Origin of the sequence: Oceanibium sediminis (genome assembly GCF_003265325.1) — a bacterium.
Taxonomy (GTDB): domain Bacteria; phylum Pseudomonadota; class Alphaproteobacteria; order Rhodobacterales; family Rhodobacteraceae; genus Halovulum; species Halovulum sediminis.
Genome location: NZ_QGNX01000005.1, coordinates 111,899 through 134,469 on the forward strand (window position 1 = coordinate 111,899; position 22,571 = coordinate 134,469).

25 protein-coding genes are annotated in these 22,571 nt (G+C 65.3%); 13 read left to right on the forward strand and 12 right to left on the reverse strand.

Annotated elements, in window-relative coordinates; all coding sequences use genetic code 11:
• Positions 1-70: 70 nt before the first annotated feature.
• The 7 genes from DJ029_RS13870 to DJ029_RS13900 all read right to left on the reverse strand — a co-directional run bounded on the left by DJ029_RS13870 (position 71) and on the right by DJ029_RS13900 (position 6,342).
• Positions 71-1,351, reverse strand: coding sequence for a TRAP transporter large permease (locus DJ029_RS13870; protein WP_112323081.1), 1,281 nt, complete (start codon positions 1,349-1,351; stop codon positions 71-73).
• A gap of 10 nt (positions 1,352-1,361) precedes the next feature.
• Positions 1,362-1,844: a TRAP transporter small permease gene (locus tag DJ029_RS13875; RefSeq protein ID WP_112323082.1), complete on the reverse strand. Its 483-nt coding sequence runs from the start codon at positions 1,842-1,844 to the stop codon at positions 1,362-1,364.
• A gap of 106 nt (positions 1,845-1,950) precedes the next feature.
• Positions 1,951-2,928 carry a sialic acid TRAP transporter substrate-binding protein SiaP gene (locus tag DJ029_RS13880; RefSeq protein ID WP_112323083.1) on the reverse strand — a complete coding sequence of 326 codons (978 nt, stop codon included), beginning with the start codon at positions 2,926-2,928 and terminating at the stop codon, positions 1,951-1,953.
• A 147-nt stretch (positions 2,929-3,075) separates the two neighbouring features.
• Positions 3,076-4,260, reverse strand: a complete 1,185-nt coding sequence (locus DJ029_RS13885) for a UxaA family hydrolase (RefSeq protein WP_112323084.1) — start codon at positions 4,258-4,260, stop codon at positions 3,076-3,078.
• Positions 4,260-4,583, reverse strand: a complete 324-nt coding sequence (locus tag DJ029_RS13890) for a UxaA family hydrolase (RefSeq protein ID WP_112323085.1) — start codon at positions 4,581-4,583, stop codon at positions 4,260-4,262. The genes DJ029_RS13885 and DJ029_RS13890 overlap by 1 nt, the downstream gene beginning before the upstream one ends.
• A 2-nt stretch (positions 4,584-4,585) precedes the next feature.
• The gene (locus DJ029_RS13895) at positions 4,586-5,692 is read right to left on the reverse strand and encodes an enolase C-terminal domain-like protein (protein WP_112323086.1); all 1,107 of its coding nucleotides are present in this window, start codon (positions 5,690-5,692) and stop codon (positions 4,586-4,588) included.
• Positions 5,692-6,342 (reverse strand): RraA family protein, encoded by a 651-nt coding sequence (locus DJ029_RS13900; RefSeq protein ID WP_112323355.1) that lies wholly within the window; start codon positions 6,340-6,342, stop codon positions 5,692-5,694. Before DJ029_RS13900 ends, DJ029_RS13895 begins: the two co-directional genes overlap by 1 nt.
• A gap of 193 nt (positions 6,343-6,535) precedes the next feature.
• On the opposite strand from DJ029_RS13900, the gene DJ029_RS13905 reads away from it, so the two are divergent.
• Positions 6,536-7,327 carry an IclR family transcriptional regulator gene (locus DJ029_RS13905; protein WP_112323087.1) on the forward strand — a complete coding sequence of 264 codons (792 nt, stop codon included), beginning with the start codon at positions 6,536-6,538 and terminating at the stop codon, positions 7,325-7,327.
• On the opposite strand, the gene DJ029_RS13910 is transcribed toward DJ029_RS13905, so the two are convergent.
• On the reverse strand, positions 7,305-8,369 hold the full coding sequence (locus DJ029_RS13910; protein WP_112323088.1) for a Gfo/Idh/MocA family protein: 1,065 nt from the start codon (positions 8,367-8,369) through the stop codon (positions 7,305-7,307). The two genes, DJ029_RS13905 and DJ029_RS13910, sit on opposite strands and share 23 nt — an antisense overlap.
• The gene (locus DJ029_RS13915; RefSeq protein ID WP_112323089.1) at positions 8,366-8,818 is read right to left on the reverse strand and encodes a MaoC family dehydratase; all 453 of its coding nucleotides are present in this window, start codon (positions 8,816-8,818) and stop codon (positions 8,366-8,368) included. Before DJ029_RS13915 ends, DJ029_RS13910 begins: the two co-directional genes overlap by 4 nt.
• Before the next feature lie 105 nt (positions 8,819-8,923).
• On the opposite strand from DJ029_RS13915, the gene DJ029_RS13920 reads away from it, so the two are divergent.
• The 12 genes from DJ029_RS13920 (at position 8,924) to DJ029_RS13975 (ending at position 20,057) form a co-directional block, all read left to right on the forward strand.
• Entirely contained in the window at positions 8,924-9,454 is a 531-nt protein-coding gene (locus DJ029_RS13920) for a MaoC family dehydratase (RefSeq protein ID WP_198671160.1), read from the forward strand.
• Positions 9,447-10,586, forward strand: a complete 1,140-nt coding sequence (locus DJ029_RS13925) for an ABC transporter substrate-binding protein (RefSeq protein ID WP_112323090.1) — start codon at positions 9,447-9,449, stop codon at positions 10,584-10,586. Before DJ029_RS13920 ends, DJ029_RS13925 begins: the two co-directional genes overlap by 8 nt.
• On the forward strand, positions 10,583-11,767 hold the full coding sequence (locus DJ029_RS13930) for a CaiB/BaiF CoA transferase family protein (RefSeq protein ID WP_112323091.1): 1,185 nt from the start codon (positions 10,583-10,585) through the stop codon (positions 11,765-11,767). Before DJ029_RS13925 ends, DJ029_RS13930 begins: the two co-directional genes overlap by 4 nt.
• 26 nt (positions 11,768-11,793) lie before the next feature.
• The gene (locus DJ029_RS13935) at positions 11,794-13,125 is read left to right on the forward strand and encodes an ABC transporter substrate-binding protein (RefSeq protein ID WP_112323092.1); all 1,332 of its coding nucleotides are present in this window, start codon (positions 11,794-11,796) and stop codon (positions 13,123-13,125) included.
• Between the two features lie 80 nt (positions 13,126-13,205).
• Entirely contained in the window at positions 13,206-14,123 is a 918-nt protein-coding gene (locus DJ029_RS13940; protein ID WP_112323357.1) for a carbohydrate ABC transporter permease, read from the forward strand.
• Entirely contained in the window at positions 14,120-14,980 is an 861-nt protein-coding gene (locus DJ029_RS13945) for a carbohydrate ABC transporter permease (protein WP_112323093.1), read from the forward strand. Before DJ029_RS13940 ends, DJ029_RS13945 begins: the two co-directional genes overlap by 4 nt.
• A gap of 3 nt (positions 14,981-14,983) precedes the next feature.
• On the forward strand, positions 14,984-16,078 hold the full coding sequence (locus DJ029_RS13950; RefSeq protein ID WP_112323094.1) for an ABC transporter ATP-binding protein: 1,095 nt from the start codon (positions 14,984-14,986) through the stop codon (positions 16,076-16,078).
• Entirely contained in the window at positions 16,078-17,190 is a 1,113-nt protein-coding gene (locus tag DJ029_RS13955; protein ID WP_112323095.1) for a mandelate racemase/muconate lactonizing enzyme family protein, read from the forward strand. Before DJ029_RS13950 ends, DJ029_RS13955 begins: the two co-directional genes overlap by 1 nt.
• 3 nt (positions 17,191-17,193) lie before the next feature.
• Positions 17,194-17,523 (forward strand): L-rhamnose mutarotase, encoded by a 330-nt coding sequence (locus DJ029_RS13960; protein WP_112323096.1) that lies wholly within the window; start codon positions 17,194-17,196, stop codon positions 17,521-17,523.
• Positions 17,524-17,591: 68 nt separating this feature from the next.
• The gene (locus DJ029_RS13965; RefSeq protein WP_112323097.1) at positions 17,592-18,329 is read left to right on the forward strand and encodes an SDR family oxidoreductase; all 738 of its coding nucleotides are present in this window, start codon (positions 17,592-17,594) and stop codon (positions 18,327-18,329) included.
• A gap of 12 nt (positions 18,330-18,341) precedes the next feature.
• Positions 18,342-19,190 carry a fumarylacetoacetate hydrolase family protein gene (locus DJ029_RS13970; RefSeq protein ID WP_112323098.1) on the forward strand — a complete coding sequence of 283 codons (849 nt, stop codon included), beginning with the start codon at positions 18,342-18,344 and terminating at the stop codon, positions 19,188-19,190.
• Positions 19,191-19,199: 9 nt separating this feature from the next.
• Positions 19,200-20,057 carry an amidohydrolase family protein gene (locus tag DJ029_RS13975; RefSeq protein ID WP_112323099.1) on the forward strand — a complete coding sequence of 286 codons (858 nt, stop codon included), beginning with the start codon at positions 19,200-19,202 and terminating at the stop codon, positions 20,055-20,057.
• A gap of 134 nt (positions 20,058-20,191) precedes the next feature.
• On the opposite strand, the gene DJ029_RS13980 is transcribed toward DJ029_RS13975, so the two are convergent.
• From DJ029_RS13980 to DJ029_RS13990, 3 genes are all read right to left on the reverse strand, one after another.
• Positions 20,192-20,755 carry a DedA family protein gene (locus DJ029_RS13980; RefSeq protein WP_112323100.1) on the reverse strand — a complete coding sequence of 188 codons (564 nt, stop codon included), beginning with the start codon at positions 20,753-20,755 and terminating at the stop codon, positions 20,192-20,194.
• A gap of 279 nt (positions 20,756-21,034) precedes the next feature.
• Positions 21,035-21,403, reverse strand: coding sequence for a DUF2493 domain-containing protein (locus DJ029_RS13985; RefSeq protein ID WP_112323101.1), 369 nt, complete (start codon positions 21,401-21,403; stop codon positions 21,035-21,037).
• A gap of 118 nt (positions 21,404-21,521) precedes the next feature.
• On the reverse strand, positions 21,522-22,463 hold the full coding sequence (locus tag DJ029_RS13990; RefSeq protein ID WP_112323102.1) for a carbohydrate kinase family protein: 942 nt from the start codon (positions 22,461-22,463) through the stop codon (positions 21,522-21,524).
• Positions 22,464-22,571 lie beyond the last annotated feature (108 nt).

A 22,571-nucleotide genomic window follows, 5' to 3' on the forward strand; every position in this document is an offset into this window, starting at 1 on the left:
TGCGCCCTTGGCAATGCTGGGGCGGGATGCACCGGTGCGATGACCGCTGCATCCCCGATTATCTGCGCCCTCAGCGCGGGCCGAGCACCAGGTCCGGCAGCCAGGTCACGAAGGCGGGCTGCACGATCAGCAGGATCAGCACCGCCACCAGCGGCAGCAGGAACGGGACGGAGGCGCGGGCGAGCGTCTCGAACTTGATGCCAGAGACGCCCGAGACCACGAACAGCCCGACGCCCAGCGGCGGGGTCATCAGCCCGATCATCAGGTTGAAGATGAAGACCACGCCGAAATGCACCGGGTCGATCCCCGCCGCCACCAGCGTCGGCGCCAGAGCGGGCACCACCAGGATCATGATCGCGAGGCCTTCCACGAAGAAGCCCGCGACCAGGATCGCCGCGTTGATCAGCAACAGCAGGGTCAGCGGATCGTCCGACAGCGTTAGCAACCCGGCCGCCAGCTTCATCGGCGTCTGATGCGCCGCGAGCACCCAGGCGAAGACGCTCGCCGTCGCCACGATCAGGCAGACCGTCGCCGTCATGCGCACCGTGTCCAGCACCACCTTGACCAGGTCCGACACCGTCATCTCGCGGTAGACCCCCATCGACAGGACAAGGGCGTAGAGCGATGCGACCACCGCCGCCTCGGTGGGGGAGAAGAAGCCAAAGGCGATCCCCGCGATGATGATGCCCGGCGTGATGATCGGCAGGATCGCCCGGGTGAAGGACACCCGGACTTCGCGGAACGTCGGGACCGGGTCACGGGGATAGTTGCGCCGCTTTGCGAACCAGGAAATCAGGATCATCAAGGACAGCGCCGTCATCAGCCCCGGCACCACGCCGCCCAGGAACAGCCGCCCGATGGAGACATCCGCGAGCACCCCGTAAAGCACCATGGGAATCGAGGGCGGAATCATCGGCCCGATGACGCAGGACGCGACCGTGACCGCGCCCGAAAAGCCCGGATCATAGCCAGCGTTGCGCATGGCCTTGATCTCCATGTTGCCAAGGCCGCCCGCATCCGCCAGCGCCGAGCCCGACATCCCCGAAAAGATGACCGAGGCCATGACGTTCACATGGCCCAGACCGCCGCGAAAATGCCCGACCATAACGCGGGCAAAACCGAAGATCCGCTCAGTCACGCCGCCGGTGTTCATCAGGTTGCCCGCAAAGATGAAGAAGGGCACCGCGAGTAGCGGGAAGGAATCCGAGATCGACTTCGTCATCCGCTGCGCCATCACCGCAAGGGGCGTGCCGTCCTGCATAAGCTGGTAAAGCGAGGCGACGCCGAGTGTCAGCGCCACGCTCATTCCAAGGATGAGCAACCCCATCCAGACCGCCAGCATCATTCCCATATCAATCGCCTCACATCAGGGTTGCAGCGGTGTCACGGGGCAGGCCGTGACGCCAGATTCTCAGCGCCGCACCGAAAGAGCGCAGCGCCATCAGCGCAGCACCCGCGGGCACCGCGCCGTATTCGAAGGCCGAGGAGATGCCCATGGCGATGGTCGGCAGACCCGCCACCTTCAGGCAAAGCTGGATCCCGACCCATACAAGGATGAGGAAGAAGACCCCGCCCAGCAGGTGCATGAAGATCGCCAGCATGTTGCGCGGCCCGTCCGGCATCCTGTCAGGGATCAGCGTCACCGCGATCAACCCGCTGTGGCGCATGACGTTCGCGGCCCCGAGGAAGACGATCCAGGTGAACAGGAACCGCGCCAGCTCTTCTGTCCAGGGGAACTGGTAGTCGAGGAAATACCGGCTGCCCAATTGCGCGGTCAGGGCGAGCAGGGCCGCCAGGAACAGCGTGACCAGGAACAGGTCCTCTAATCTGTGGAGTGTTTTCACGGGCTCTCAGGTCCTTCTTGTTCGGGCTTCTTCTACGGGAAAGCACGCAGCCCCGCCGGGGGCTGCGTGCGATGGTTTCCATTGGTCGGCGGTTACGCCGTGCCGGTCACTCGACGGCGGAAAGCGCCTCGTAGGTCCCCGCGCCCCAGGCATCCTCGAAGGCGGGGAAGATGACTTCCACGGCCTCGGCGAACGCCTCGCGGTCGGGGTTGGTGACCTGCATGCCGTTCCCGGCCAGCCCTTCGACCAGCTCGGCCTCCAGCGCGACGATGGACTGGTTGTAGGCGTCACCCGCCGCCTGCAGCACGTCCATGACCACGGCGCGATCCGCTTCCGAGGTGCGCTGCCAGACGTCCTCGGCCACCAGCGGCGCGACGAACTGCACCAGGTGACCGGTCAGCGCAAGGTGGTCCTGCACTTCGTAGAACTTGGCCGCGTCGATCGTGGGCAGGGGGTTTTCCTGGCCATCGACGACACCGGTCTGCAGCCCGAGGTAGAGCTCGGGGAAGGCCATCGGCGTGGGGCGTCCGTCCAGGGCCTTGATGAACTCTAGGCTCAGCGCGACTTCGGGCACGCGGACCTTCAGGCCCTCCATGTCGGCCACGGTTTCGATGGGACGCGCGTTGTTGGTCATGTGGCGGGTGCCGTAGTACCAGACGTCCAGCAGGCGGATGCCGTGATCCTCGCGCAGCTTGTCAACCAGCTCGCCGCCCTTGTCGCTGTCGATCAGGCGTTCGAGGTGGGCGAAATCCTTGGCAAGGAACGGCGCTTCCAGCGCGCCCAGCTCGGACGTCCACTGGCTGAGGATGCCGGCCCCGTCAAAGGCCATGTGGTGGGTGCCGATGGTCATGCCGGTCAGCACTTCCTTGGCGCCGCCAACCTGGCCAGCGGGGAAGACCTTGATGTCCACGCGCCCTTCGGTGCGCTCGGCGATTTCGCTGGCGGCGGCCTCAAGCGCGCGGTTGCCGGGGTGGTCGGGGGGCAGGATATGGCCAAGGCGCCATTCTTCCGCCATGGCGGTCTGCGCCATCATTGCAATTGCAGAGGCCCCGAGGAACGGGCGGATCCAGTTTGTAGTCGTCATTCTTTACTCCATTGATCTGCGGGTATGTATGCCCGCTTGTATTGGTCGGCCCACGCACATGGGCCCACCGCTTATGCGCCCCGGCGGCTGGCGACCAGCAATGCCGGGACTTTCCCCCCTCTCTTCCAGAGACGGTTTCTGTGTGGCTCAGCCCGGCAGGCAGGCTGGGCCGATCGGTTCGAAGGATTTGTAGGTCAGGATGAACTCGGCATGGCCAAGCGCTTCGGACTTGGTCTTCTGGCCATCCGCCACGGCAAGGGTCAGGTCGTAGATCTCCTCGCCGACCTCCGCCAGGGGCGTGCCCGACAAGATGCGCCCGGCGTTCACGTCCATGTCCTCGGACAGGCGGGCATAGCTTTCGGGGTTGGCGCAGATCTTGATGACCGGCGCCAGCGCCGAGCCCACGACAGAGCCGCGCGCCGTCACGAACAGTGTCAGGTGCGCGCCCGAGGCGATCATCTCAACGATCTCGGCGTTGTCGGCGATATTGGGAAAGCCGTAGCGGACCTCTCCATCGGGGACCACGTCCATCAGGTAGAGCCCGCCGCGCGGCGGGATGTCGCCCGGCTTGATCAGCCCGTCGATGGGCGAGGAGCCGGACTTGGCATAGGCCCCCATGGACTTTTCCTCGATGGTGGACAGGCCCCCTTCGGCATTCCCGGCGGCGAAACTGCCAAAGCCGAGCGTCGCGTAGTAGCGCGCCGCCTTCTCGACGGAACGGGTCAGCTCCTCGGCCAACTCTGGCGTGCGGGCGCGGGCGGCCATGATCGCCTCGCAGCCGATCAGCTCGCCCGTCTCCTCGAAGATGCAGGCCGCGCCCTCGGCGACCAGCCGGTCATAGGCCAGCCCCACCGCCGGGTTGCCGGTGATCCCCGACGTCCCGTCAGAGCCGCCGCACACCGTGCCCACGATCAACTCGTCCACGCCCATCGGCACCGTTTCCTGGCCCTTCAGCGCCTCGACCTGTGCCGCGACCCAGTCTTGCCCCGCCGCGATGGAACTGCGCGTGCCGCCCGTGCGCTGGATCACGATGGTTTCCACGGGGCGGCCGCTGGCTTCGATCGCCTCGGACAGCTGGAAGCGGTTGAAGCTTTCGCAGCCCAGCGAGACCAGCAGCACCGCGCCCACGTTGGGGTGGGTGCAGAGGCGCTCCATCATGTCCTGGGCGTAGACGTTGGGAAAACAGCCCGGAAAGCCGATGACCTGCGCGCCGTCCTCGCGGTGGGGGTGCACGATCTCGCGCGCGACATGGTGGGCGCATTCGACAAGGTAGGCGACGGCAACGTAGTTGCGGATGCCCTTGCGCCCGTCTTTTCTGAGGTATCCCTGCATCAGCTGTCTCCTCCTGCGGTGGCGTCCAGCGCGTAGGTGGGGGTGTAGTCGCTCTTCATGTTGTCCACATGGACATGCGCGCCAGCCGGGATCTGGTCCGTGGCCGAGCCGATGGGCACGCCGTATTTCATGATCTGTGCGCCCGCCGCGATGGCTTCTGCGGCCACCTTGTGGCCCAGTGTCACCTTCGCGCGCAGCTCCAGCGTGCCGCTCCCGGAAACCGGGGTCGGCCCGGGGCCGACGGGCCCGGTGGCGACCAGCACGTTGTCCGCCGCGTGCAGCCTGAGCAGCACGCCGGCGGTGGGTGAGGTAGGGGTATCCATCGTTACAGGCTCTCCTGTGTGGAATTGTCGATCAGGTCCCAGTCCAGGTCCTGGCCCAGCCCCGGCTCTTCGGGCGGGGTGGCGATGCCGTTCTCGATCGGCAGCCCGCCCTTCAGCCCGAAGGCGAAGTCGCTGACCGGGGCCAGAAGCTCCAGGTAGGTGCAGTTGCGCACCGCCGCGCAGAGGTGCAGGTTCACCAGCTCCAGCGGGTGGAAGATCGCGGTGTGGATCTCGCAGTTCATGGCGAAGGCTTCGGCCAGGTGGGCCGACTTCAGCACCCCGGTCACGCCGCCCGACCAGCTGACATCAGCGCGGATCACGTCCACGACGTTGCGCGCCACCACGTCCGCCAGGCTGTAGGGATGCTTGGCCAGCACCTCGGTCCCGACGACGGGAATGTCCAGCTGGCGCGTCAGCTCCCGCAAGGCGGGGATGCACTCGTCGCCCATGGGTTCCTCGAACCAGGTGTAGTCCAGCCCCTCCAGCGCGCGCCCGTAGGCCAGCGCCTCGGGCAGGGTCATGGTGGCGACCGGGTCGCTCATCAGCGTGAAATCCGGGCCGACGGCGTCGCGCACCGCCTTGTGAATCTCGATGTCATGGGCGATGTCGCGCCCCGGCGGGTGCAGCTTGTAGGCGGCGAAACCCGCCTCGCGGATGCTCAGCGCCTCGGCCACGTAGTCCTCGGCCTCGTGCAGGAACATCGAGCTGGCATAGACCGGCACCGCGTCGCGCGCCGCGCCGATGTAGCGGAACAGCGGCAGCTCCGCCGCCTCTGCCGCGAGCAGCCAGAGGCAGGTGTCGATCGGTCCCCAGGTATAGATCGGCAGATGCCCCCACAGCCGGTCGCGCTTGCGGAAATCGTGCCAGAGCGCCTCGCGCTCATGCACGTTGCGCCCGACAAGCAGCGGCTCAAGGGATTTCGCCAGGTAGGCAGAGCCGAGCGCGCTGGCCCCCGCAAAGCCGAACATCGACGCGCTGCGCCCGCATTCGGTGGTCAGCGTGTAGACCAGGAATTCATGCCGGGCGCCGCCGGCCTGTCCTTTCAGGCCGACGTCCCCGGTCGTGTTCACGGCCGCGCAGGCCCTGATATGCAGACCCTTAAGCCGCATCAGAATTTCCGGTACTTCAGGTAGGCGTCCTGCGGGTCCATCCCGCCCATGATGCCGCTGCGCACCTTGTTTTCCGTGTGCATGGCGGTCACGGCGCGGTCGGCGATATCCTCGGCGATGGCGCGGGGCACGCGCACCAGCCCGTCCCGGTCGCCCAGGATGTAGTCGCCCTGTTCGATCATCACCGTGCCGATGTGGATCGGCTGGCCGGAGGAGATGGGAATCCAGCGGCCCGGAATGTCACGCGGGGTGAAGCCGTTGTGGAAGTTCTGGAAGCCGTTCTTCACCATGAACTCGGAATCGCGGATCTTGCCGTCGATGACGCATCCCGGGATGCCCTTCATCTGCAGCGTTTCCGAGGACAGCTCGCCCATCAGCGCGATGTTGTGGGTGTTCGGCTGGCAGACCCAGATGTGCCCGCCGGGCGCCTTGGACAGAAGGCCGGTCCAGGCCAGCAGCGTGTCGTCCACGCTGACGCTTTCGTCGGGGTGGCCCTCGATGGTGAAGGCGGGGCCGCAGATCGTCTTTTCGGGCAGCAGCGGGCGCAGTTCAGAGGGCAGCAGGCAGTCGTTGACGCCAACATCGCGCAGAACGTCGTGCACGACCCCGGTGTAGCAGGAGCCAAGGCGCTCAGTGATGGTATCGGTCATGGTCATATCCAAGGTTTGATCAGGTTGAAGGCGTGGGGCAGGGGGCGTGCCGCCCTGTCCCGGTGAAGGGGCGTCCCGCGCGACGGCGCGGGGCGAAGCGGGGATCGCGACGGATACGCCGGTCGATAGAAATTGCAGTTTCACGGCCCAGTGCGTAGGTTCGCGGCCTGATGTTGCCATTCAAGATGACCCCATGACCGCCAAGCCCAAACCCACCTACTCCGCCCCTGCATTGGAAAAAGGGCTTGATATCATAGAGTTGCTGTCCAAGCAGGAGGCCGGGCTGACCCAGTCCGAGATCGCCCGCGGGCTTGATCGCACGGTCGGGGAGATCTTCCGCATGCTCATGGTCCTGGTGGACCGGGGCTTCGTTGCGCAGGATCCGCGCTCGGACCGCTACGTGCTGACCACCTATATCTTCGAGGTCGCGAACCGCATTCCCATCGTCGGCCGCCTGACCGCCGCCGCCATGCCGCTGATGAACGAGGTGTCGGCCCGCATCAACCAGTCCACGCACCTTGCGGTGCTCAGCAAATCCGCGGTGCTGGTCATCGGGCAGGCCCACTCGCCGGGCAACAACGTGATGTCGGTGCGGCTCGGGGCGCGGATCGACCTGTGGCGCGCGTCCTCGGGGCGGGTCATCGTGGCCTACCAGACCGAACAGGAAATCACCCAGCTGATGAAGGACGTCCCCCTGCCGGAAGAAAGCCCCGCGTCCCAGGTGCTCGACGAACTGGCCCAGATCCGGGCGGCGGGTATGGAGGTGCGCGACAGCTTCGTCGTGAAGGGCGTCGTGAACATCTCCCTGCCGATCTTCGACCATTCCGGGCGCGCCGTCGCCGCGCTGACCGTGCCCCATATCGAGCGGATCGGCGACACCGTCACCTTCCAGCAGTGCAAGGACGAGCTGGTCACCACGGCCACCATGTTGAGCAAGGCGCTTGGCGGGCGCCCGCCCGAGGTCAGCCCAGGTCAAGGGGAATAGCCGGGCGTTTCATGCTGTCAAAGCAGGCTTCGACCAGCGCCATGGTCTGAAAGGCGTCCTCGACGCCCGCGAACAGGTGATCGTCCTCCCCCGCGTCGAAGCGTTGCAGGTTGCGCATCGTGCCCATGAAGCTGTCGATGAACCAGCTGCCCTCCAGCGGGACCTGCTCCCATTCGCCGCCGTTCCTGCAGTACCACAGCTCGTCCGGTTCGCCGTTGGGGTAGTCGAAACAGACCCCCAGCTTGACCATCATCACCCCGTCGGACCCTTCGATGCGGAACCACGCGGACTGGAACTTCCGCCCCGCCTGGTGGTTGTGGTTGATCGACATCAGCCCGCGCAACGTGTTCCCGTAATCCAGGATGACCGAGGTGCGCGTCTGCGCGAAATCCTGCGCCCGCGGGTCGCGCAGCGAGCGGGCGAAGACCCCCTCGGGGTTGCCCGCCAGCGCGCGGATACTGTCGAGGTAGTGGATCGAGTGCACCGCGATTTCCACCCGCTCCATCGGGATCAGGAAGGGAAACAGCGTCCAGGGGGTGAAGATGTTGAGGTGGACCTCGATCTCCAGCAACTCGCCGATCAGCCCCGTCTCGATCGTCTGGCGCGCGGCCATCATCATGGGCGAAAAGCGCAGCTGGAAGTTGACCGCCGCCTTGAGCGACTTGTCGCGGCAGATCTGGCGGATCGCGCGCGCCTGTTCCAGGTCCGCGCCCATGGGCTTCTGGATCAGCACCGCCGCGCCGTCGGGCAGGGCCTGAAGGATATCCTCGATGACATGGGGCGGCACCGCGATGTCGTAAATCACCTCCGTGCCGCAGGCCGCGACGGCGTCCGCCACGCTGTCATACACGTCCTTGATGCCGTGATCCGCCGCCAGGCTTTGCGCGCGCTCCGCGTCGATGTCGGTCACGCCGGACACGCTCAGCCCCGCCTTGGCATAGGCGGGCAGGTGCGCGTCGCGCACGATGCCCCCCGCGCCGACGATGACGATGGGCTTCGGGGTGGTGGGCGCGGGCCAGCTTTGGGGCAGGTCCTGGATCATGCCGCCGCCCCGCGCTTTTCGACCATCAGGATATGCTCGCAGTACATCACCGTGCTGCCGTCCTGCTTCTTCGTCTCGGTGATCTCGACCACTCGGCCATGGCTCGGGCGCTTCGTGTCGGGGGTCATCTCTCCGATGGTGACGGTGGTGTGCAGCGTGTCCCCGATATGCACCGGGGTGGGGAAGCGCAGCCGCTCGTAGCCGTAGGTGAAGGCGCGCGGATTGATCTGCGTCGCGGTCAGCCCGACGCCGATGGCGAAGGTCATGGTCCCATGGGCGATGCGCTGGCCGAAGGGCTGGGTGGCGCACCATTCCGCGTCCATGTGGTGGGGAAAGAAGTCCCCCGTGTGCCCCGCGTGAACCACGAAATCCGTTTCCGTGATCGTGCGCCCCGTGGTCCGGCGCTGCGCGCCCGGCTCATAATCCTCGAAAAACTGGCTGATTTCCATGCGACTCCCCCCTTCGCCGTTCTGGCGCTTTCATATTTACAAAAGAATTTGACAAATGAAAATAGCCAATGCTACCCATCTTGCAACCACTGGGAGGGGGGAACATTGGCCGAGATCGGGATTCACAAACGCGGCTTGCCGGGTCTGCCGGAGGATCACGCAGAGATTCCGGTCTGGAATTCAGAGGATTGGTACTTCGAGGATTTCGAGGTGGGCGACAGGATCCGCTCGATCCGGCGCACCATCTCCGAAGGCGAATCCATGCTGTTCAACAGCCTGGTGATGGACCACCACCCCTATGTCAGTGACCGGGAATTCGCCGAGAGCGAGGGCCATTTCGGCAAGCGGCTGGTCGCGGGCGCGATGGTGTTTTCCTACGGCCTGGGCCTTGCGGCGACGAACTGCCTGAACTCGTTTTCCTACGGCTATGACCGGCTGCGCTTCATAAAGCCGGTGTTCATCGGCGACACGATCTACACGATCCGGGAAAACCTGTCCAAGGAACCGAAAGACGACCGCATGGGCAAGGTCCGGGTCAGTTACTCCATCTACAAGGGAAATGGCGAGTTGGTACTCTACTGCGAACACCTGATGACCGCGCTCTATCGCGCCCCCAAGGGGGAAAGCGATGTCTGAAAAGATCACCCTGCGCGGCATGACATGGGACCACAGCCGGGGCGTGGACCCGATGCTGGCGACCTCCGCCCAATTCGCCAAGGACAATCCCGGCGTTGAAATCATCTGGGAGAAACGCTCTCTCCAGGCATTTGCCGATCGCCCGATCGGGGAAATGGCGGGGCGTTACGATCTGATGGTCATCGACCACCCCCATGTGGGCGAGGTGGCCGGGTCGGGGCAGCTGGTCGCGTTCGACACCCTCGGGCGCGACGAGGAGCTTGCGACGCTGGCCGCCCAGTCCGTCGGCCTGTCCCACCCGTCCTACAATTTCGACGGGCATCAATGGGGGCTGGCCATCGATGCGGCCACGCCCGTCGCCTCCTTCCGGCCGGACCTGCTGGACAGCGCGCCCACGCGCTGGGACGCGGTGATGAACCTGGCCGCGAAGGGCCGCGTCGCGGCGGCGCTGATCCCGATCAACACGCTGATGTGCTTCTTCGGCCTTGCCCGCAACCAGGACATGAGCGTGGCCGAAGCGCCCGACCAGCTGATGGATCGGGACGACGCGCGCCAGGTTCTGGACATGCTGGTCGAGCTTGCCGCAAAGGTCGATCCCCGCTGCCTGACGCTCGATCCTATCGGCGTGGCGGAATGGATGGGCCGCATGCTGGACGCCCCGGCCTATTGCCCCTTCGGCTATGGCTACACGAACTACAGCCGCGACGGCTATTGCCGCTTCCCGCTGATCTTCGCGGATGCACCGGGCGTGGGTGACAACGGCCCGCGCGGCACCGTCATCGGGGGCACGGGCATCGCGATCTCCAGCCAGTGCAAGCACCTTGAGGTCGCCGCCGATTACGCCTTCTGGATCGCCGGGGCAGAGTGCCAGAGCACTCTGTTCTTCGATGCGGGCGGCCAGCCCGCCAACGCCGTGGCGTGGGAGTCCGATCACACCAACGCCGCTGCACGAGATTTCTTCCGCAACACCCGGAAAACGCTGGAAACATCCTGGCTGCGCCCGCGCTATGACGGATACATGGGCTTCCAGGATCGCGGCGGGGACATCTTGCACCGCTGCCTGCGGGGCGAGGCGGGGATCACCGAAACGCTCGACGCGCTCGACGCCGCCTACCGGGACAGCCGCGCATGAACGTCCTGCCGCAAAACGAACGCCCGCTCGATGGCCTGCTGGTCGTGGATTTCAGCCAGTTCCTGTCCGGCCCGCTCTGCGGGTTGAAACTGGCGGACCTTGGTGCACGGGTGATCAAGGTGGAACGCCCCGGCGCGGGTGATTTGTGCCGGAACCTGTACCTTTCGCCCACCGATATCGACGGGGACAATTCCCTGTTCCACGCCATCAACCGCAACAAGGAAAGCATCACCGCCGACCTGCGCAATCCCGATGACCGCGCCGCGCTGGTCGAGCTGCTCAAGTCCGCCGACGTGATGATCCAGAACTTCCGCCCCGGCGTGATCGAGCGGCAGGGCTTCGGCTACGAGGACGTCGCCGCGATCAACCCGCGCATCGTCTACGGCTCGATCTCCGGCTACGGCGAGGAGGGGCCCTGGAAGGACCTGCCCGGGCAGGACCTGCTGGCGCAGGCGCGCTCGGGGCTGCTCTGGCTGACCGGCAATGCGGATCACGCGCCCATGCCCATGGGGCTGGCGGTGGCGGACATGCTGGCAGGCGGCGCACTGGCGCAGGGCATCCTTGCGGCACTGGTCGGGCGGGGCATCCACGGCCGTGGCGCCCACGTGCAGACCAGCCTGCTGGAGGCGATGATCGACTTCCAGTTCGAGGTGCTGTCCACCCACCTGAACGACGGTCAGCGCCTGCCGCAGCGCAGCGCGGTGAACGGCGCGCACGCCTACCTCGGCGCGCCCTACGGGGTCTACGAAACGCAGGACGGCTTCCTTGCGCTGGCGATGACGCCCTCGCTGAAGACGCTGGCGGATCTGCTGGGCGTGGCGGGGCTGGAACCCTATTACGACAACCCCACCGCCATGATGGAACAGCGCGACGCGATCAAGACCACGCTCGCCAATCAGCTGAAAACCCGGCCCACGCAGGACTGGCTGTCCGTTCTGCAACCCGCCGACATCTGGTGCGCCGAGGTGCTGGACTGGAAGCAGCTGCGCGCCAGCGAGGCCTACAAGCTGCTGGACCTGGAACAGACCATCACGCGCAACGGCACCGTCAACCTGGCGGCCCTGCGCGCCCCGATCCGCATCAACGGATCGACCCTGAAATCCGGACGCGCTGCGCCCGAACTGGGGCAGGACACCGAAAGCGTCCTCGCCCCGTTCCTGCCGCGCGCCCCAAAGCAATAACGGTCAACCATCCAAGGGAGGAAACCATGATCAGAACGACACTGAAACAGCTGCTTGCCGCCACGGCGCTCAGCGGCATCGCCGCCACCGGCGCGATGGCCGAGGACGTGGACTACGGCAATTTCGCCGACTACACGCTGCGCGTGAAGCTGATCGGCGGCGCGCAGTACGAACCGCTTTACGCGCGCATCAGCGAGTGGGAGGCCATGACCGGCGCCACCGTCGACGTGCTCAGCCGCAAGAACCACTTCGAGCTGGACCGCGAGATCAAGCAGGACATCGCCGCGGGCACCCTTGATTGGTGCGTCGGCTCCAACCACACCAGCTTCGCGCCGCAGTACGGTGCGATCTACATGGACCTGAATGGTGTGATCGGCGAGGAAACCCTGGCCGAGTTCCAGGAACTCGCGCTGAAGAACTCCACCGTGGACGGCCGCCTCGTGCAGCTGCCCCGGCACTCGGACATCTCGAACCTCTACTACATCAAGTCGCGTTTCGAGGACGAGGACAACAAGGCCGCCTTCAAGGCGGAATACGGCTACGACCTGGCCCCGCCCGAAACCTGGGACCAGATGAAGGACATGGCGATGTTCTTCGCCGATGCGCCCAGCTTCTACGGCACGCAGTTCGTCGGCAAGGACGAGGCGATCACCGGGCGGTTCTATGAAATGCTGGTGGCCAACGGCGGCCAGCTGTTCGATGAAAACTGGGAACCCACCTTCAACTCCGAAGCGGGCGTCAAGTCCCTGCAATGGTTCAAGGATCTGTATGACGCGCAAGCCGTTCCGGCCGGCGCGCTGAACTACCTCTGGGATGATACGGGCCTTGGCTTTGCCTCGGGCACCGTGGCGATGAACCTGGACTGGGCCGGTTGGGCCGCCTTCTTCAACGACCCCGAGAACTCCAAGATCGCCGGGGATGTCGGGCTTGTCCGCGCGCCCATGGGCGACGGGGGCGTTCGCGCGGGCTGGTCGGGCAGCCACACGTTCTCCATCACCTCGACCTGTGACAACGTCGAGGCGGCGGCGTCCTTCGTGACCTTCCTGACCAACCACGAAAGCCAGATGATCGAAGCCAGCACCGGCCTTCTGCCGACGCGCGCCTCGGTCTGGGACGCGGCCAAGGAAAAGTTCGCCGCCGATGGCAACGACTTCCTGGTCGAGGTGTTCGACACCTACCAGCTGTCCATGTCCGAAGACGCCTTCACCCCGCCGCTGATCGCGCCCTGGATCGAGGTCTCGAACGAGATCTGGCCCCGCCTCCAGGCCGCGATCCTGGGCGAGATGACGCCCCAGGAGGCCCTTGACGAGGCGGCCGAGGATGCCCGGATCGTCATGGAAGACGCAGGCTACCTGTAAGCTCTCCTCCCCGACTGGTGCGGGCTGTCACGGCCCGCACCTTTTTTCCCGGCACGATCCAAAAAGGCGGCATGGAAAACATGGCGAACAAACCCCCACCATTCTGGCAGCGTGAAAAGTATACGCCCTATATCCTGCTGCTACCGGCGATCCTGACGCTGGTCTTCGTGGTGCTGCTACCGCTGCTCTTCTCGCTCTACACCAGTTTCACTGGCTACCGCTTGATTCGGCCTGAAAGCCTGTATCAATGGGTGGGCTTGCGCAACTACGAGCGGATCTTCAGCGACGGTGACTTCTGGTCCGCCTTCGGGCGCACGATCATCTTCCTCACAATCGCGCTGAACGTGGAATTCCTGCTTGGCCTTGGCATCGCTCTGCTGATCAACAAGATCACCTGGGGCCAGCGGACGCTGCGCACGATCATGATGTTCCCGATGATGTTCTCGCCGATTCTGGTCGGCTACCAGTTCAAGTTCGTGTTCAACGACAACATCGGCATCCTGAACAACGCCCTGCAATCCCTTGGCCTCAGCGACGGGGCGATCCCCTGGCTGGTGGACAAGTACCTGGCCAACTTCGCGATCATCTTCGCCGAGGTCTGGATGAGCACCTCCGTCTTCGCGATCCTGTTGCTGGCCGGCCTGTTCGCCATGCCCCGCGACCCGCTGGAGGCGGCGAAGGTCGACGGCTGCACGCCCTGGCAGGTGTTCCGTCACATCACGCTGCCCTTCCTGATGCCCTTCGTCTTCATCGCCATGACCATCCGCTCGCTCGACGTGGCGCGGGCCTATGACATCGTGGATGTGATGACCGGCGGCGGCCCGGCGGGGCGGACGGAGCTGCTTTGGACGCTGATCGCGCGCACCGGCTATGACAACGCGCGCATGGGGCAGGCCAACGCCATGGCCTATGTCTCGATCATCCTGTCCATCGCCTTCACCTACTACTTCTTCACCAAGCTGATCGCGGCCCGCAAATACATGGGAGGAGCGGCATGATGAATGGTGCCCTCAAGAAACGCCTCGGGGCCATCGGACTGTGGGTGCTGACCTTCATCCTGATGGTCGTCATGTGCGTGCCCGGCCTCTGGGTGGTGCTGACCGCCTTCCGCCCGAACGGCGAAGTGCTGGCAAAACCCCCGGTCTGGATTCCCGAAAACCCCAGCCTGCTGAACTTCGCTAAGATCTTCGGCGTCGGCGTGGACCAGGTGGCGATCCCGGTTCCGGCCTATTTCATGAACTCGCTGATCATCGCGCTGACCTCCACCGCGGTCGCGCTGCTGATCGGCATGTCGGGGGGCTACGCCTTCGCGCGCTACCGCTTCAAATTCAAGAATGGCATGTTCCTTGGCCTGATGCTGTCGCGCACCGTGCCGGGCATCGCCCTGTCGCTGCCCGTCTTCATGATCTGGAGCCGCATCGGCCTGATCGACGCCAAGCTCGGGCTGATCATCGTCTATGTCGCGCTGAACGTGCCCTTCACCATCTGGCTGATCGACGGTTTCTTCCGCCAGATCCCCAAGGAAATGTCCGAGGCCGCCCAGGTCGATGGCTGCACCCGCTGGCAGGCGTTCTGGAAGATCGAGTTTCCGCTGGCCAAGTCCGGCATCGCAAGTGCAGGCATCTTCGCCTTCCTGACCAGCTGGAACGAATACGCGCTGGCGTCGAACCTGACACGCTCGACCGACAGCAAGACCTTGCCCGTGGGGCTCATGGATTTCACCGCGCAGTTCACCATCGACTGGGCGGGCATGTCCGCCATGGCGGTGATCATCATCATCCCGGCGCTGATCCTGACCTTCCTCGTGCAGAAACATCTTATCGCCGGCCTGACCTTCGGCGGCGTCAAAGGATAACCCATGGCAGAAATCACTCTCAAAGACGTCGTCAAGCGATATGGCAAGGTCGAGGTCGTGCACGGCATCAACCTGGATATCGCGCACAACGAATTCGTCGTGCTGGTCGGCCCTTCGGGCTGCGGCAAGTCCACAACCCTGCGCATGATCGCCGGGCTGGAGGATATCTCGGACGGGACCATCTCCATCGGGCCGGAGGTGGTGAACGACCTGCCGCCGCGCAAGCGCAACATCTCGATGGTGTTCCAGAACTACGCGCTCTACCCGCACATGTCGGTACGCGAGAACCTGGGCTTCGGGCTGAAGATCGCCAAGCAGGACGCGGCCACGATCAAGCGGCGCGTTGATGAAGCTGCGGATATCCTGGGCCTCGACGCGCTGATGGACCGGACACCGGCGGAACTTTCGGGCGGCCAGCGCCAGCGCGTCGCCATGGGCCGCGCCATCGTGCGCCACCCCGAAGCGTTCCTGTTCGACGAGCCGCTGTCAAACCTCGACGCGAAACTGCGCGTGCAGATGAGGACCGAGATCAAGAAGCTGCACCAGAAGGTCAAGACGACCGTGGTCTACGTCACCCACGACCAGGTCGAGGCGATGACGCTTGCCGACCGCATCGTGGTGATGAAGGACGGCCATATCGAACAGGTCGGCACCCCGATGGACGTGTTCAACCATCCGGTGAACACGTTTGTCGCCAGCTTCATCGGCTCGCCCCCCATGAACCTGCTGCCCGCCACGGTTCAGAACGGCACGGTCGTCTTCAGCGACGGCAAGTCCGTGCCCGTGCCCGCCCGCCTGAAGGACCGTGTCCGCGAGGGGCAGGAGGTCATCTTCGGCCTGCGCCCCGATGACCTGACCCCCGTGGGCCACGGCATCGCCGAAGCCGGGGACAGCGCGCGCGTCGCGCTCGACATCATCCTCTCTGAACCGCTGGGGACCGAGACAATCCTCTACACCACGATCGCCGGGCAGGAAGCCCAGGGCAAGATGTTCGGCCCGCGCAACGTCTTGCCGGGCGAGACGCTGGAATTCGACCTGGCCATGGACAAGGCCCATATCTTCGACGCCGAAAGCGGCAAAACGGTGAGGCTCGACTGATGGCAAAGATCACCAAGGCGGAAATCCTGATGGTGGACCTTGTTCCAAAGGTCACCCGGACAGATGCGATCCAGTCCTTCGTCAGCCAGGAAACGCCGATCCTGCGGCTTACCGATGCGGACGGCACCGTGGGCACCGGCTACAGCTATACCATCGGCGCGGGCGGCCCGGCGGTCGTCAGCCTGCTGCGCGAAACCCTGCTGCCCCAGCTGATCGGCCGCGACGCGGAGGAGATCGAGGGCATCTGGCGGGACCTGCTGATGTCCACCCACGCCACCGCCGTCGGGGCGATCACCTCGCTTGCGCTGGCCACCATCGACACCGCGCTCTGGGATCTGCGCTGCCTGCGCGCCGCGCAACCGCTCTGGCGCATGGCGGGCGGGGCGAAATCCAGTGTCGGCGTCTACTCGACCGAAGGCGGCTGGCTGCATATCGAGACCACCGACCTTGTGGCCGACGCACTGGCGATGCAGGAAAAGGGGTTTGCAGGCTCCAAGATCAAGATCGGCAAGCCCTCGATGGCCGCCGATCGTGCCCGCCTGAAAGCAGTGCGCGAGGCTGTCGGCCCGGATTACCACATCCTCGTCGACGCCAACCAGTCCTTCACCCTGTCCGAAGCGCGCCGCCGCGCGGACATGCTGGCGGAATTCGACATCGGCTGGTTCGAGGAACCGATGCCCGCCGACGACGTGGGCGCGCACGCGCAGCTCACTGCCGCCTCGCCGGTGCCGATTGCCGTGGGCGAAAGCATGTATTCGCTCAGCCAGTTCAAGGACTACCTGGCCATGAATGCCTGTACCATCGTGCAAGCCGACGTGGCCCGCATTGGCGGCATCACCCCCTGGCTGAAGGTCGCCCACATGGCCGAGGCGTTCAACGTTTCGATCTGCCCCCATTTCCTGATGGAACTGCACGTCAGCCTGACCTGCGCGGTCCCGAACGCGCCGCTGCTGGAATACATCCCCCAGTTGGACGAGATCATCACTTCGCGGGTCGATATCCGGGATGGCCGCGCACAGGCGCCGACCGCCGCCGGCCTTGGCATCGCCTGGGACTGGGACGCGATCGGTGCGCGCGCCATCCCCGGCCTCAGCGCAACACTGGAGGGTTAAGGCATGGAACGCATGGGCATGGTCATCGGGATCGATCCCGAAAAGATCCCCGAGTACAAGCGCCTCCACGCCGAGGTCTGGCCGGAAATCCTGGAACAGATCTCGGCCTGCAACATCCGCAACTACTCCATCTTCCTGCGAGAGCCGGAAAACCTGCTGTTCGGCTACTGGGAATACCACGGCGAGGATTTCGCCGCCGACGCCGCGAAAATGGCCGCCGACCCGATGACCCAGGAATGGTGGGACATCTGCATGCCGATCCAAAAGCCGCTCGAAAGCCGTGCGGAAGGCGAGTGGTGGGCGATGATGGAAGAAGTCTTCCACCACGACTGACCCCGGCCTCGCGGCCCCGATAACGACCACCCGGCCGATCCCACGGCCGAAACGACATAGGACGACCAATGAACCGACTTTCTGGAAAAACCTGCCTCGTGACCGCCGCCGGGCAGGGCATCGGGCGCGCCTCGGCCCTCGCCATGCAGGCCGAGGGCGCGACCGTCTACGCCACGGACGTGAACGACGCCGCTCTGGCCGAACTGGCGGGGCAGGGGCTGAAGACCCTGAAGCTGGACGTGACCGACCCCGCCTCCATCGCCGCCGCGCTGGAGGCGACGGGCGGCGTGGACGTGCTGTTCAACTGCGCGGGCTTCGTCGCCAACGGCACGATCCTCGACTGTGACGAGGATCAGTGGGCCTTCTCCAACGAACTCAACGTCACCGCGATGTACCGCATGAACCGCGCGTTCCTGCCCGCCATGATCGAACGGGGCAATGGTTCCATCATCAACATGGCCTCCGTCGCGTCCTCCGTGATCGCGGCCCCGAACCGCTTCGTCTATGGCACCACCAAGGCCGCCGTCATCGGCATGACGAAAGCCATCGCGGCGGACTTCATCACCAAGGGCGTGCGCTGCAACGCGATCTGCCCGGGCACAGTCGAAAGCCCCTCGCTGGAGCAGCGCCTCCACGATACCGGCGACTTCGAGGCCGCCCGCGCCGCCTTCATCGCGCGCCAGCCCATCGGGCGCATCGGCAAACCCGAGGAAATCGCCGCGCTCGTCGTGCACCTTGCATCCGACGAAAGCGCCTATACCACCGGCCAGGCCCATATCATCGATGGCGGCTGGGCAAACACCTGAGGAAAGACTGACATGAAACTGCTTCGATTTGGCCCCGAAGGGGCGGAAAAACCCGGTATCCTGGATGCAGAGGGCACGATCCGTGACCTCTCCGGCGTGGTGCCCGACATCTCCGGCGCGACCCTGTCCGACGAAGGCCTCGCCCAGATCGCCGCGACGGACCTGTCCACGCTGCCCGCCGTGCCCGCAGACACCCGCCTCGGCCCCTGCGTGGCCGGGACCGGCAAGTTCATCTGCATCGGCCTGAACTACGCCGATCACGCCGCCGAAAGCGGCATGGACGTCCCCGCCGAGCCTGTGATGTTCATGAAGGCCACCAGCGCGATCTGCGGGCCGAACGACCCGATCATCATCCCCCGCGACTCCGAAAAGACCGACTGGGAAGTCGAGCTTGCGGTCATCATCGGCAAGCGCGCCAAGTACGTGGATGAAGCCGACGCCATGGACTACGTCGCAGGTTACGCCGTGACCAACGACGTGTCCGAACGCACCTTCCAGATCGAGCGTGGCGGCCAGTGGACCAAGGGCAAAAGCTGCGACAACTACGGCCAGATCGGCCCCTGGCTGGTCACGCGGGACGAAGTCGCCGACCCCCAGGACCTGAAGATGTGGCTGACCGTGAACGGCCAGACCATGCAGGACGGCTCCACCGACACGATGGTCTACCGCGTGGCGCACCTGGTAAGCTACCTCAGCCGCTTCATGTCGTTGCAGCCGGGCGACGTGATCTCCACCGGGACGCCCCCGGGGGTTGGCATGGGCCAAAAGCCGCCGCGCTACCTGCGTCCGGGCGACGTGGTGGAACTGGGGATCGAAGGGCTCGGCCAGCAGAAGCAATCCGTCATCGCCGATCCTGAATAAGGGGGACCCATGGTCAAACTGATCGACACGCACCAGCACCTGATCTACCCGGAGGCCGCCGGCTATGCCTGGACCGACGGGATCGAGACGCTGGCCCATAAGCCGTTTCCCCTGGAACGCTACGCCGAGCTTTCGGCGGGCGGGGGCATCGCGGGCACGCTGTTCATGGAAACCGGCGTCGATGACGCCGACTACCAAGCCGAAGCGCGCTTCGTCGCTGACCTCGCCAAGGGCGCGGGCAGCGGCATCCTCGGGCTCATCGCCTCCTGTCGTCCGGAAACGGACGACGGGTTCGACGCCTGGCTCGAGGAATGCGAGGGGCTGGGCGTTGTCGGTTATCGCCGCATCCTGCACGTGATGCCGGATGAGCTGTCCACCGGCGCGACGTTCCGCAAGAACCTGCGCAAGCTGGGGGATCGCGGCAAGCCGTTTGACCTGTGCATGCTGCCCAGGCAACTGCCCCTGGGGCTGGAGCTGGCGCAGCACTGCGACAACACCACCATCATCCTGGATCACTGCGGCGTGCCCGACATCGCCGGCAGTGAGACGGAGGAGTGGCGCAAGGGTGTCGCCGCGCTGGCGGCGCTGCCCAACACCTACTGCAAGCTCTCGGGCCTTCTGGCCTATTGCGCGCCGGGCCAAGCCACCCAGCAGGCGATCCAGCCCTACGTGGACCACGTGCTGGAGGTCTTCGGCCCCACGCGCATGGTCTGGGGTAGCGACTGGCCGGTGGTCGAACTGGCCAACGGCCTGCCCGACTGGCTGGCGGTGACGCACGCCCTGCTCGGCGCGCTGTCGGAAGACGAGGCGGCGGCCATCGGCCACGGAACGGCGACCCGGCTCTACGGTCTGGAGGGGCAGGCGTAACCAGCGCGGCCTTTGGGCTGAGGCCGGTCCTTTGAAAATGCCCAGGCCGGTTCTGGCCTGGCTGCGGGGGGCATGAGGCCTGCGCAGAAGCGGCGCCTGGGGCAGTCATGCGGACAGCGCCGGTCCGATCGGGGTCACCTTCCCCTGCGCTTCGAGTAGATCCGAAAAACTACGAAAACAGAGACCAAGCTGGCCACAGCAGCGGCCAGTTTCCATTCGATCTGTTTTGCCTCCCCAAGAATGGCCTCCATCGCGCTACCGAACGTGTAGCCAAGACCCAGGATAACGCTGGTCCAGACCATTGCGGCCAACAGGTTCAAGATGATGAACAGCAAAGTCGGAATGCGACTTAACCCGCAAGCCACCGCGCCGGCGATCCTGATGCCATAGAAGAAGCGGAACGATAAGACGAAAGTCTTCGGGTGACGCTCAAGTCTTCCCAGTGTTCGCTGCAACCCTGGCTTGGCGACAAGGCGCTTTACGACTTCAAGTTCCGATCCATAACGGCCGAGAAGAAACCAGATCTGGTCACCGATAGCAGCGGCACATGTCGCAACGATAAAGACTGACGATATGGGCAAGAGCCCGTGGTGCGCCGCAACTGCGGCGAGGATGAGGATCGTTTCTCCTTCCAGCAGGCCGCCGACGAAAACCGCCAGCAGCCAGTAGTTTGCGATCAGGATTTCGGTTCCGGACATGAACTTCCCCGGCAGACTTTCAGTAATTCGGGGAATGCCTTCTGACCGTCTGCTTGCTTTGTCTATTCGGTATCATGCGCAGGAGACAACCTTGCTCCGCTCGTCTGAGGTCGAAAAGCACCCGCTTCGGGTGCCCACAGGACTGCGAGGTTTCCATGACGCAAGCCACCTGCACGGAGTTTGCAGATAGGGGGTGTGGGCTTTAGCGGCCGCCAACTGGGCCCGGTCCGGCGTGACATCGCCCGTAGCGCGCGGGCCCAAGGCAGGACGCGGCGCGCCCTAGCTGGCCGCGACTTTCGCGCCCGCTTCCACCTCGATCACCGGCACACCGGCCTCCCGCGCCTGGACCATCATGTTGGCCGTGCCGCGCCCGCCGGCGAAAGCGATCACCAGGTCGGGTTTGCCCTCCACCAGCATCTGGCGGTTTCGGATCGGACCTGCCGCGCGCCCGTGGGTGGCCCAGTCGGCGGGAAACGCCTGTACCTTCAGTCCCATCTCGGCGCCGTACTGCCCCGCCATGCTGTCAGCCCCGCGCGCCGCGCCGTGGATGAGCGTGTCGCCCGGAAACAGGTGTGCGGACAGGACAGCCCACATGTGCCGCCTGTCGTCAAAGTCCCGTCCGCCACAGACCAGGATACGCTTGCCCATTCCTTGCCCCCCGGTCCCCGTGTGTCCGCCGATGCGCTTGCGGGTGCTGCCGCCGGTCCACCGGCGCGAAACGCCGGTTTCTCGGGAACCGCCCCGGCGGAAAGGCGTGTCCCGCCCCTCAGCCCACCAGTTCCGCCGCGGTGGGCGGGTTGCAGCCCTTGCGGGCGCAGTTGATCGCTGCGGCGCGGGCGGCCACGGTCAGGATCTCATGCGCGGTGTCGCGCGTCAGGCCCGCCAGACCGTCCCGCGTCATCAGCCCCCGCTGGGCGCATTGCGCCAGCAGCGTGCCCATGAAGGTATCGCCCGCGCCGACCGTGTCCTTCAGGTCGGGCACCGGGGCTGTCGGCACGCGGACCTCCGCCCCGTTCACCAGGCCGACGGCCCCTTCCGCGCCCATGGTCAGCACAACGAAACCGGCACGCGCCTCGCCCGCCAGCGCCTTCAGCGCCTCCACCGGGTCCTCGCCCGGGCGGATCCAGGCGATGTCCTCGTCCGAAAGCTTGACCAGATCTGCCATCTGCAAGAGCCGCGACAGCCGCTCCAGGTAGCCCGCACGATCGTGGATGAAGGGCGCGCGGATGTTCGGGTCGAGCGCGGTGAACAGCCCCGCGCCATGGGCGTGGGCCATCGTCGCTTCCCAGGCATCCGCGTCCGCCCCGTCGGTGATCGCCAGCGAGCCGACGAAGAAGGCCCTCGCCTCGGGCGGCAGGATGGCGCGAAGGCTTTGGGCGGTGACGTCGCGCTCTGCGGTATTCTCGCGGTAGAACTGGTACTGCGCCTGTCCCCCCTTGAGCGACACGACCGCCAGAGAGGTGGGCTTGTCCGACGCCGGGTGCAGCGCGGTGACATTCGCCTCACGACCGAGGTCCGCGGCCAGCAGTTGCCCGAGCGTGTCGCTGGAAAACGGCGTCATGTAGCCCACCGCCGGCCCCTGGCGGGCCACGGCCTTCGCCACGTTGAAGGGCGCGCCGCCGGGTATCGCGCGATATGCGGGAAAGCCGCCGTCAGGGGCATCCTGGATGAAGTCGATCAGGTTCTCACCGCCCACAAGGATCATCATCGCCCCCCGTTCTGTTCTGTCTGGCTTCCGCACCTGCCAGATTTTTGCCCTCGGGCCAACAGAAAAGCCGGAAATCGTCCCCGGCGCTCGAAATGTTAATCATTGGTT

Excerpts from the sequence above, each read along its gene's own strand:
- DJ029_RS13870 (WP_112323081.1), bottom strand. The coding sequence starts at position 1,351 with ATGGGAATGATGCTGGCGGTCTGGATGGGGTTGCTCATCCTTGGAATG.
- DJ029_RS13880 (WP_112323083.1), bottom strand. The coding sequence starts at position 2,928 with ATGACGACTACAAACTGGATCCGCCCGTTCCTCGGGGCCTCTGCAATT.
- DJ029_RS13885 (WP_112323084.1), bottom strand. The coding sequence starts at position 4,260 with ATGCAGGGATACCTCAGAAAAGACGGGCGCAAGGGCATCCGCAACTAC.
- DJ029_RS13890 (WP_112323085.1), bottom strand. The coding sequence starts at position 4,583 with ATGGATACCCCTACCTCACCCACCGCCGGCGTGCTGCTCAGGCTGCAC.
- DJ029_RS13895 (WP_112323086.1), bottom strand. The coding sequence starts at position 5,692 with ATGCGGCTTAAGGGTCTGCATATCAGGGCCTGCGCGGCCGTGAACACG.
- DJ029_RS13900 (WP_112323355.1), bottom strand. The coding sequence starts at position 6,342 with ATGACCGATACCATCACTGAGCGCCTTGGCTCCTGCTACACCGGGGTC.
- DJ029_RS13905 (WP_112323087.1), top strand. The coding sequence starts at position 6,536 with ATGACCGCCAAGCCCAAACCCACCTACTCCGCCCCTGCATTGGAAAAA.
- DJ029_RS13910 (WP_112323088.1), bottom strand. The coding sequence starts at position 8,369 with ATGATCCAGGACCTGCCCCAAAGCTGGCCCGCGCCCACCACCCCGAAG.
- DJ029_RS13915 (WP_112323089.1), bottom strand. The coding sequence starts at position 8,818 with ATGGAAATCAGCCAGTTTTTCGAGGATTATGAGCCGGGCGCGCAGCGC.
- DJ029_RS13925 (WP_112323090.1), top strand. The coding sequence starts at position 9,447 with ATGTCTGAAAAGATCACCCTGCGCGGCATGACATGGGACCACAGCCGG.
- DJ029_RS13930 (WP_112323091.1), top strand. The coding sequence starts at position 10,583 with ATGAACGTCCTGCCGCAAAACGAACGCCCGCTCGATGGCCTGCTGGTC.
- DJ029_RS13935 (WP_112323092.1), top strand. The coding sequence starts at position 11,794 with ATGATCAGAACGACACTGAAACAGCTGCTTGCCGCCACGGCGCTCAGC.
- DJ029_RS13940 (WP_112323357.1), top strand. The coding sequence starts at position 13,206 with ATGGCGAACAAACCCCCACCATTCTGGCAGCGTGAAAAGTATACGCCC.
- DJ029_RS13945 (WP_112323093.1), top strand. The coding sequence starts at position 14,120 with ATGATGAATGGTGCCCTCAAGAAACGCCTCGGGGCCATCGGACTGTGG.
- DJ029_RS13950 (WP_112323094.1), top strand. The coding sequence starts at position 14,984 with ATGGCAGAAATCACTCTCAAAGACGTCGTCAAGCGATATGGCAAGGTC.
- DJ029_RS13955 (WP_112323095.1), top strand. The coding sequence starts at position 16,078 with ATGGCAAAGATCACCAAGGCGGAAATCCTGATGGTGGACCTTGTTCCA.
- DJ029_RS13960 (WP_112323096.1), top strand. The coding sequence starts at position 17,194 with ATGGAACGCATGGGCATGGTCATCGGGATCGATCCCGAAAAGATCCCC.
- DJ029_RS13965 (WP_112323097.1), top strand. The coding sequence starts at position 17,592 with ATGAACCGACTTTCTGGAAAAACCTGCCTCGTGACCGCCGCCGGGCAG.
- DJ029_RS13970 (WP_112323098.1), top strand. The coding sequence starts at position 18,342 with ATGAAACTGCTTCGATTTGGCCCCGAAGGGGCGGAAAAACCCGGTATC.
- DJ029_RS13975 (WP_112323099.1), top strand. The coding sequence starts at position 19,200 with ATGGTCAAACTGATCGACACGCACCAGCACCTGATCTACCCGGAGGCC.
- DJ029_RS13980 (WP_112323100.1), bottom strand. The coding sequence starts at position 20,755 with ATGTCCGGAACCGAAATCCTGATCGCAAACTACTGGCTGCTGGCGGTT.
- DJ029_RS13985 (WP_112323101.1), bottom strand. The coding sequence starts at position 21,403 with ATGGGCAAGCGTATCCTGGTCTGTGGCGGACGGGACTTTGACGACAGG.
- DJ029_RS13990 (WP_112323102.1), bottom strand. The coding sequence starts at position 22,463 with ATGATGATCCTTGTGGGCGGTGAGAACCTGATCGACTTCATCCAGGAT.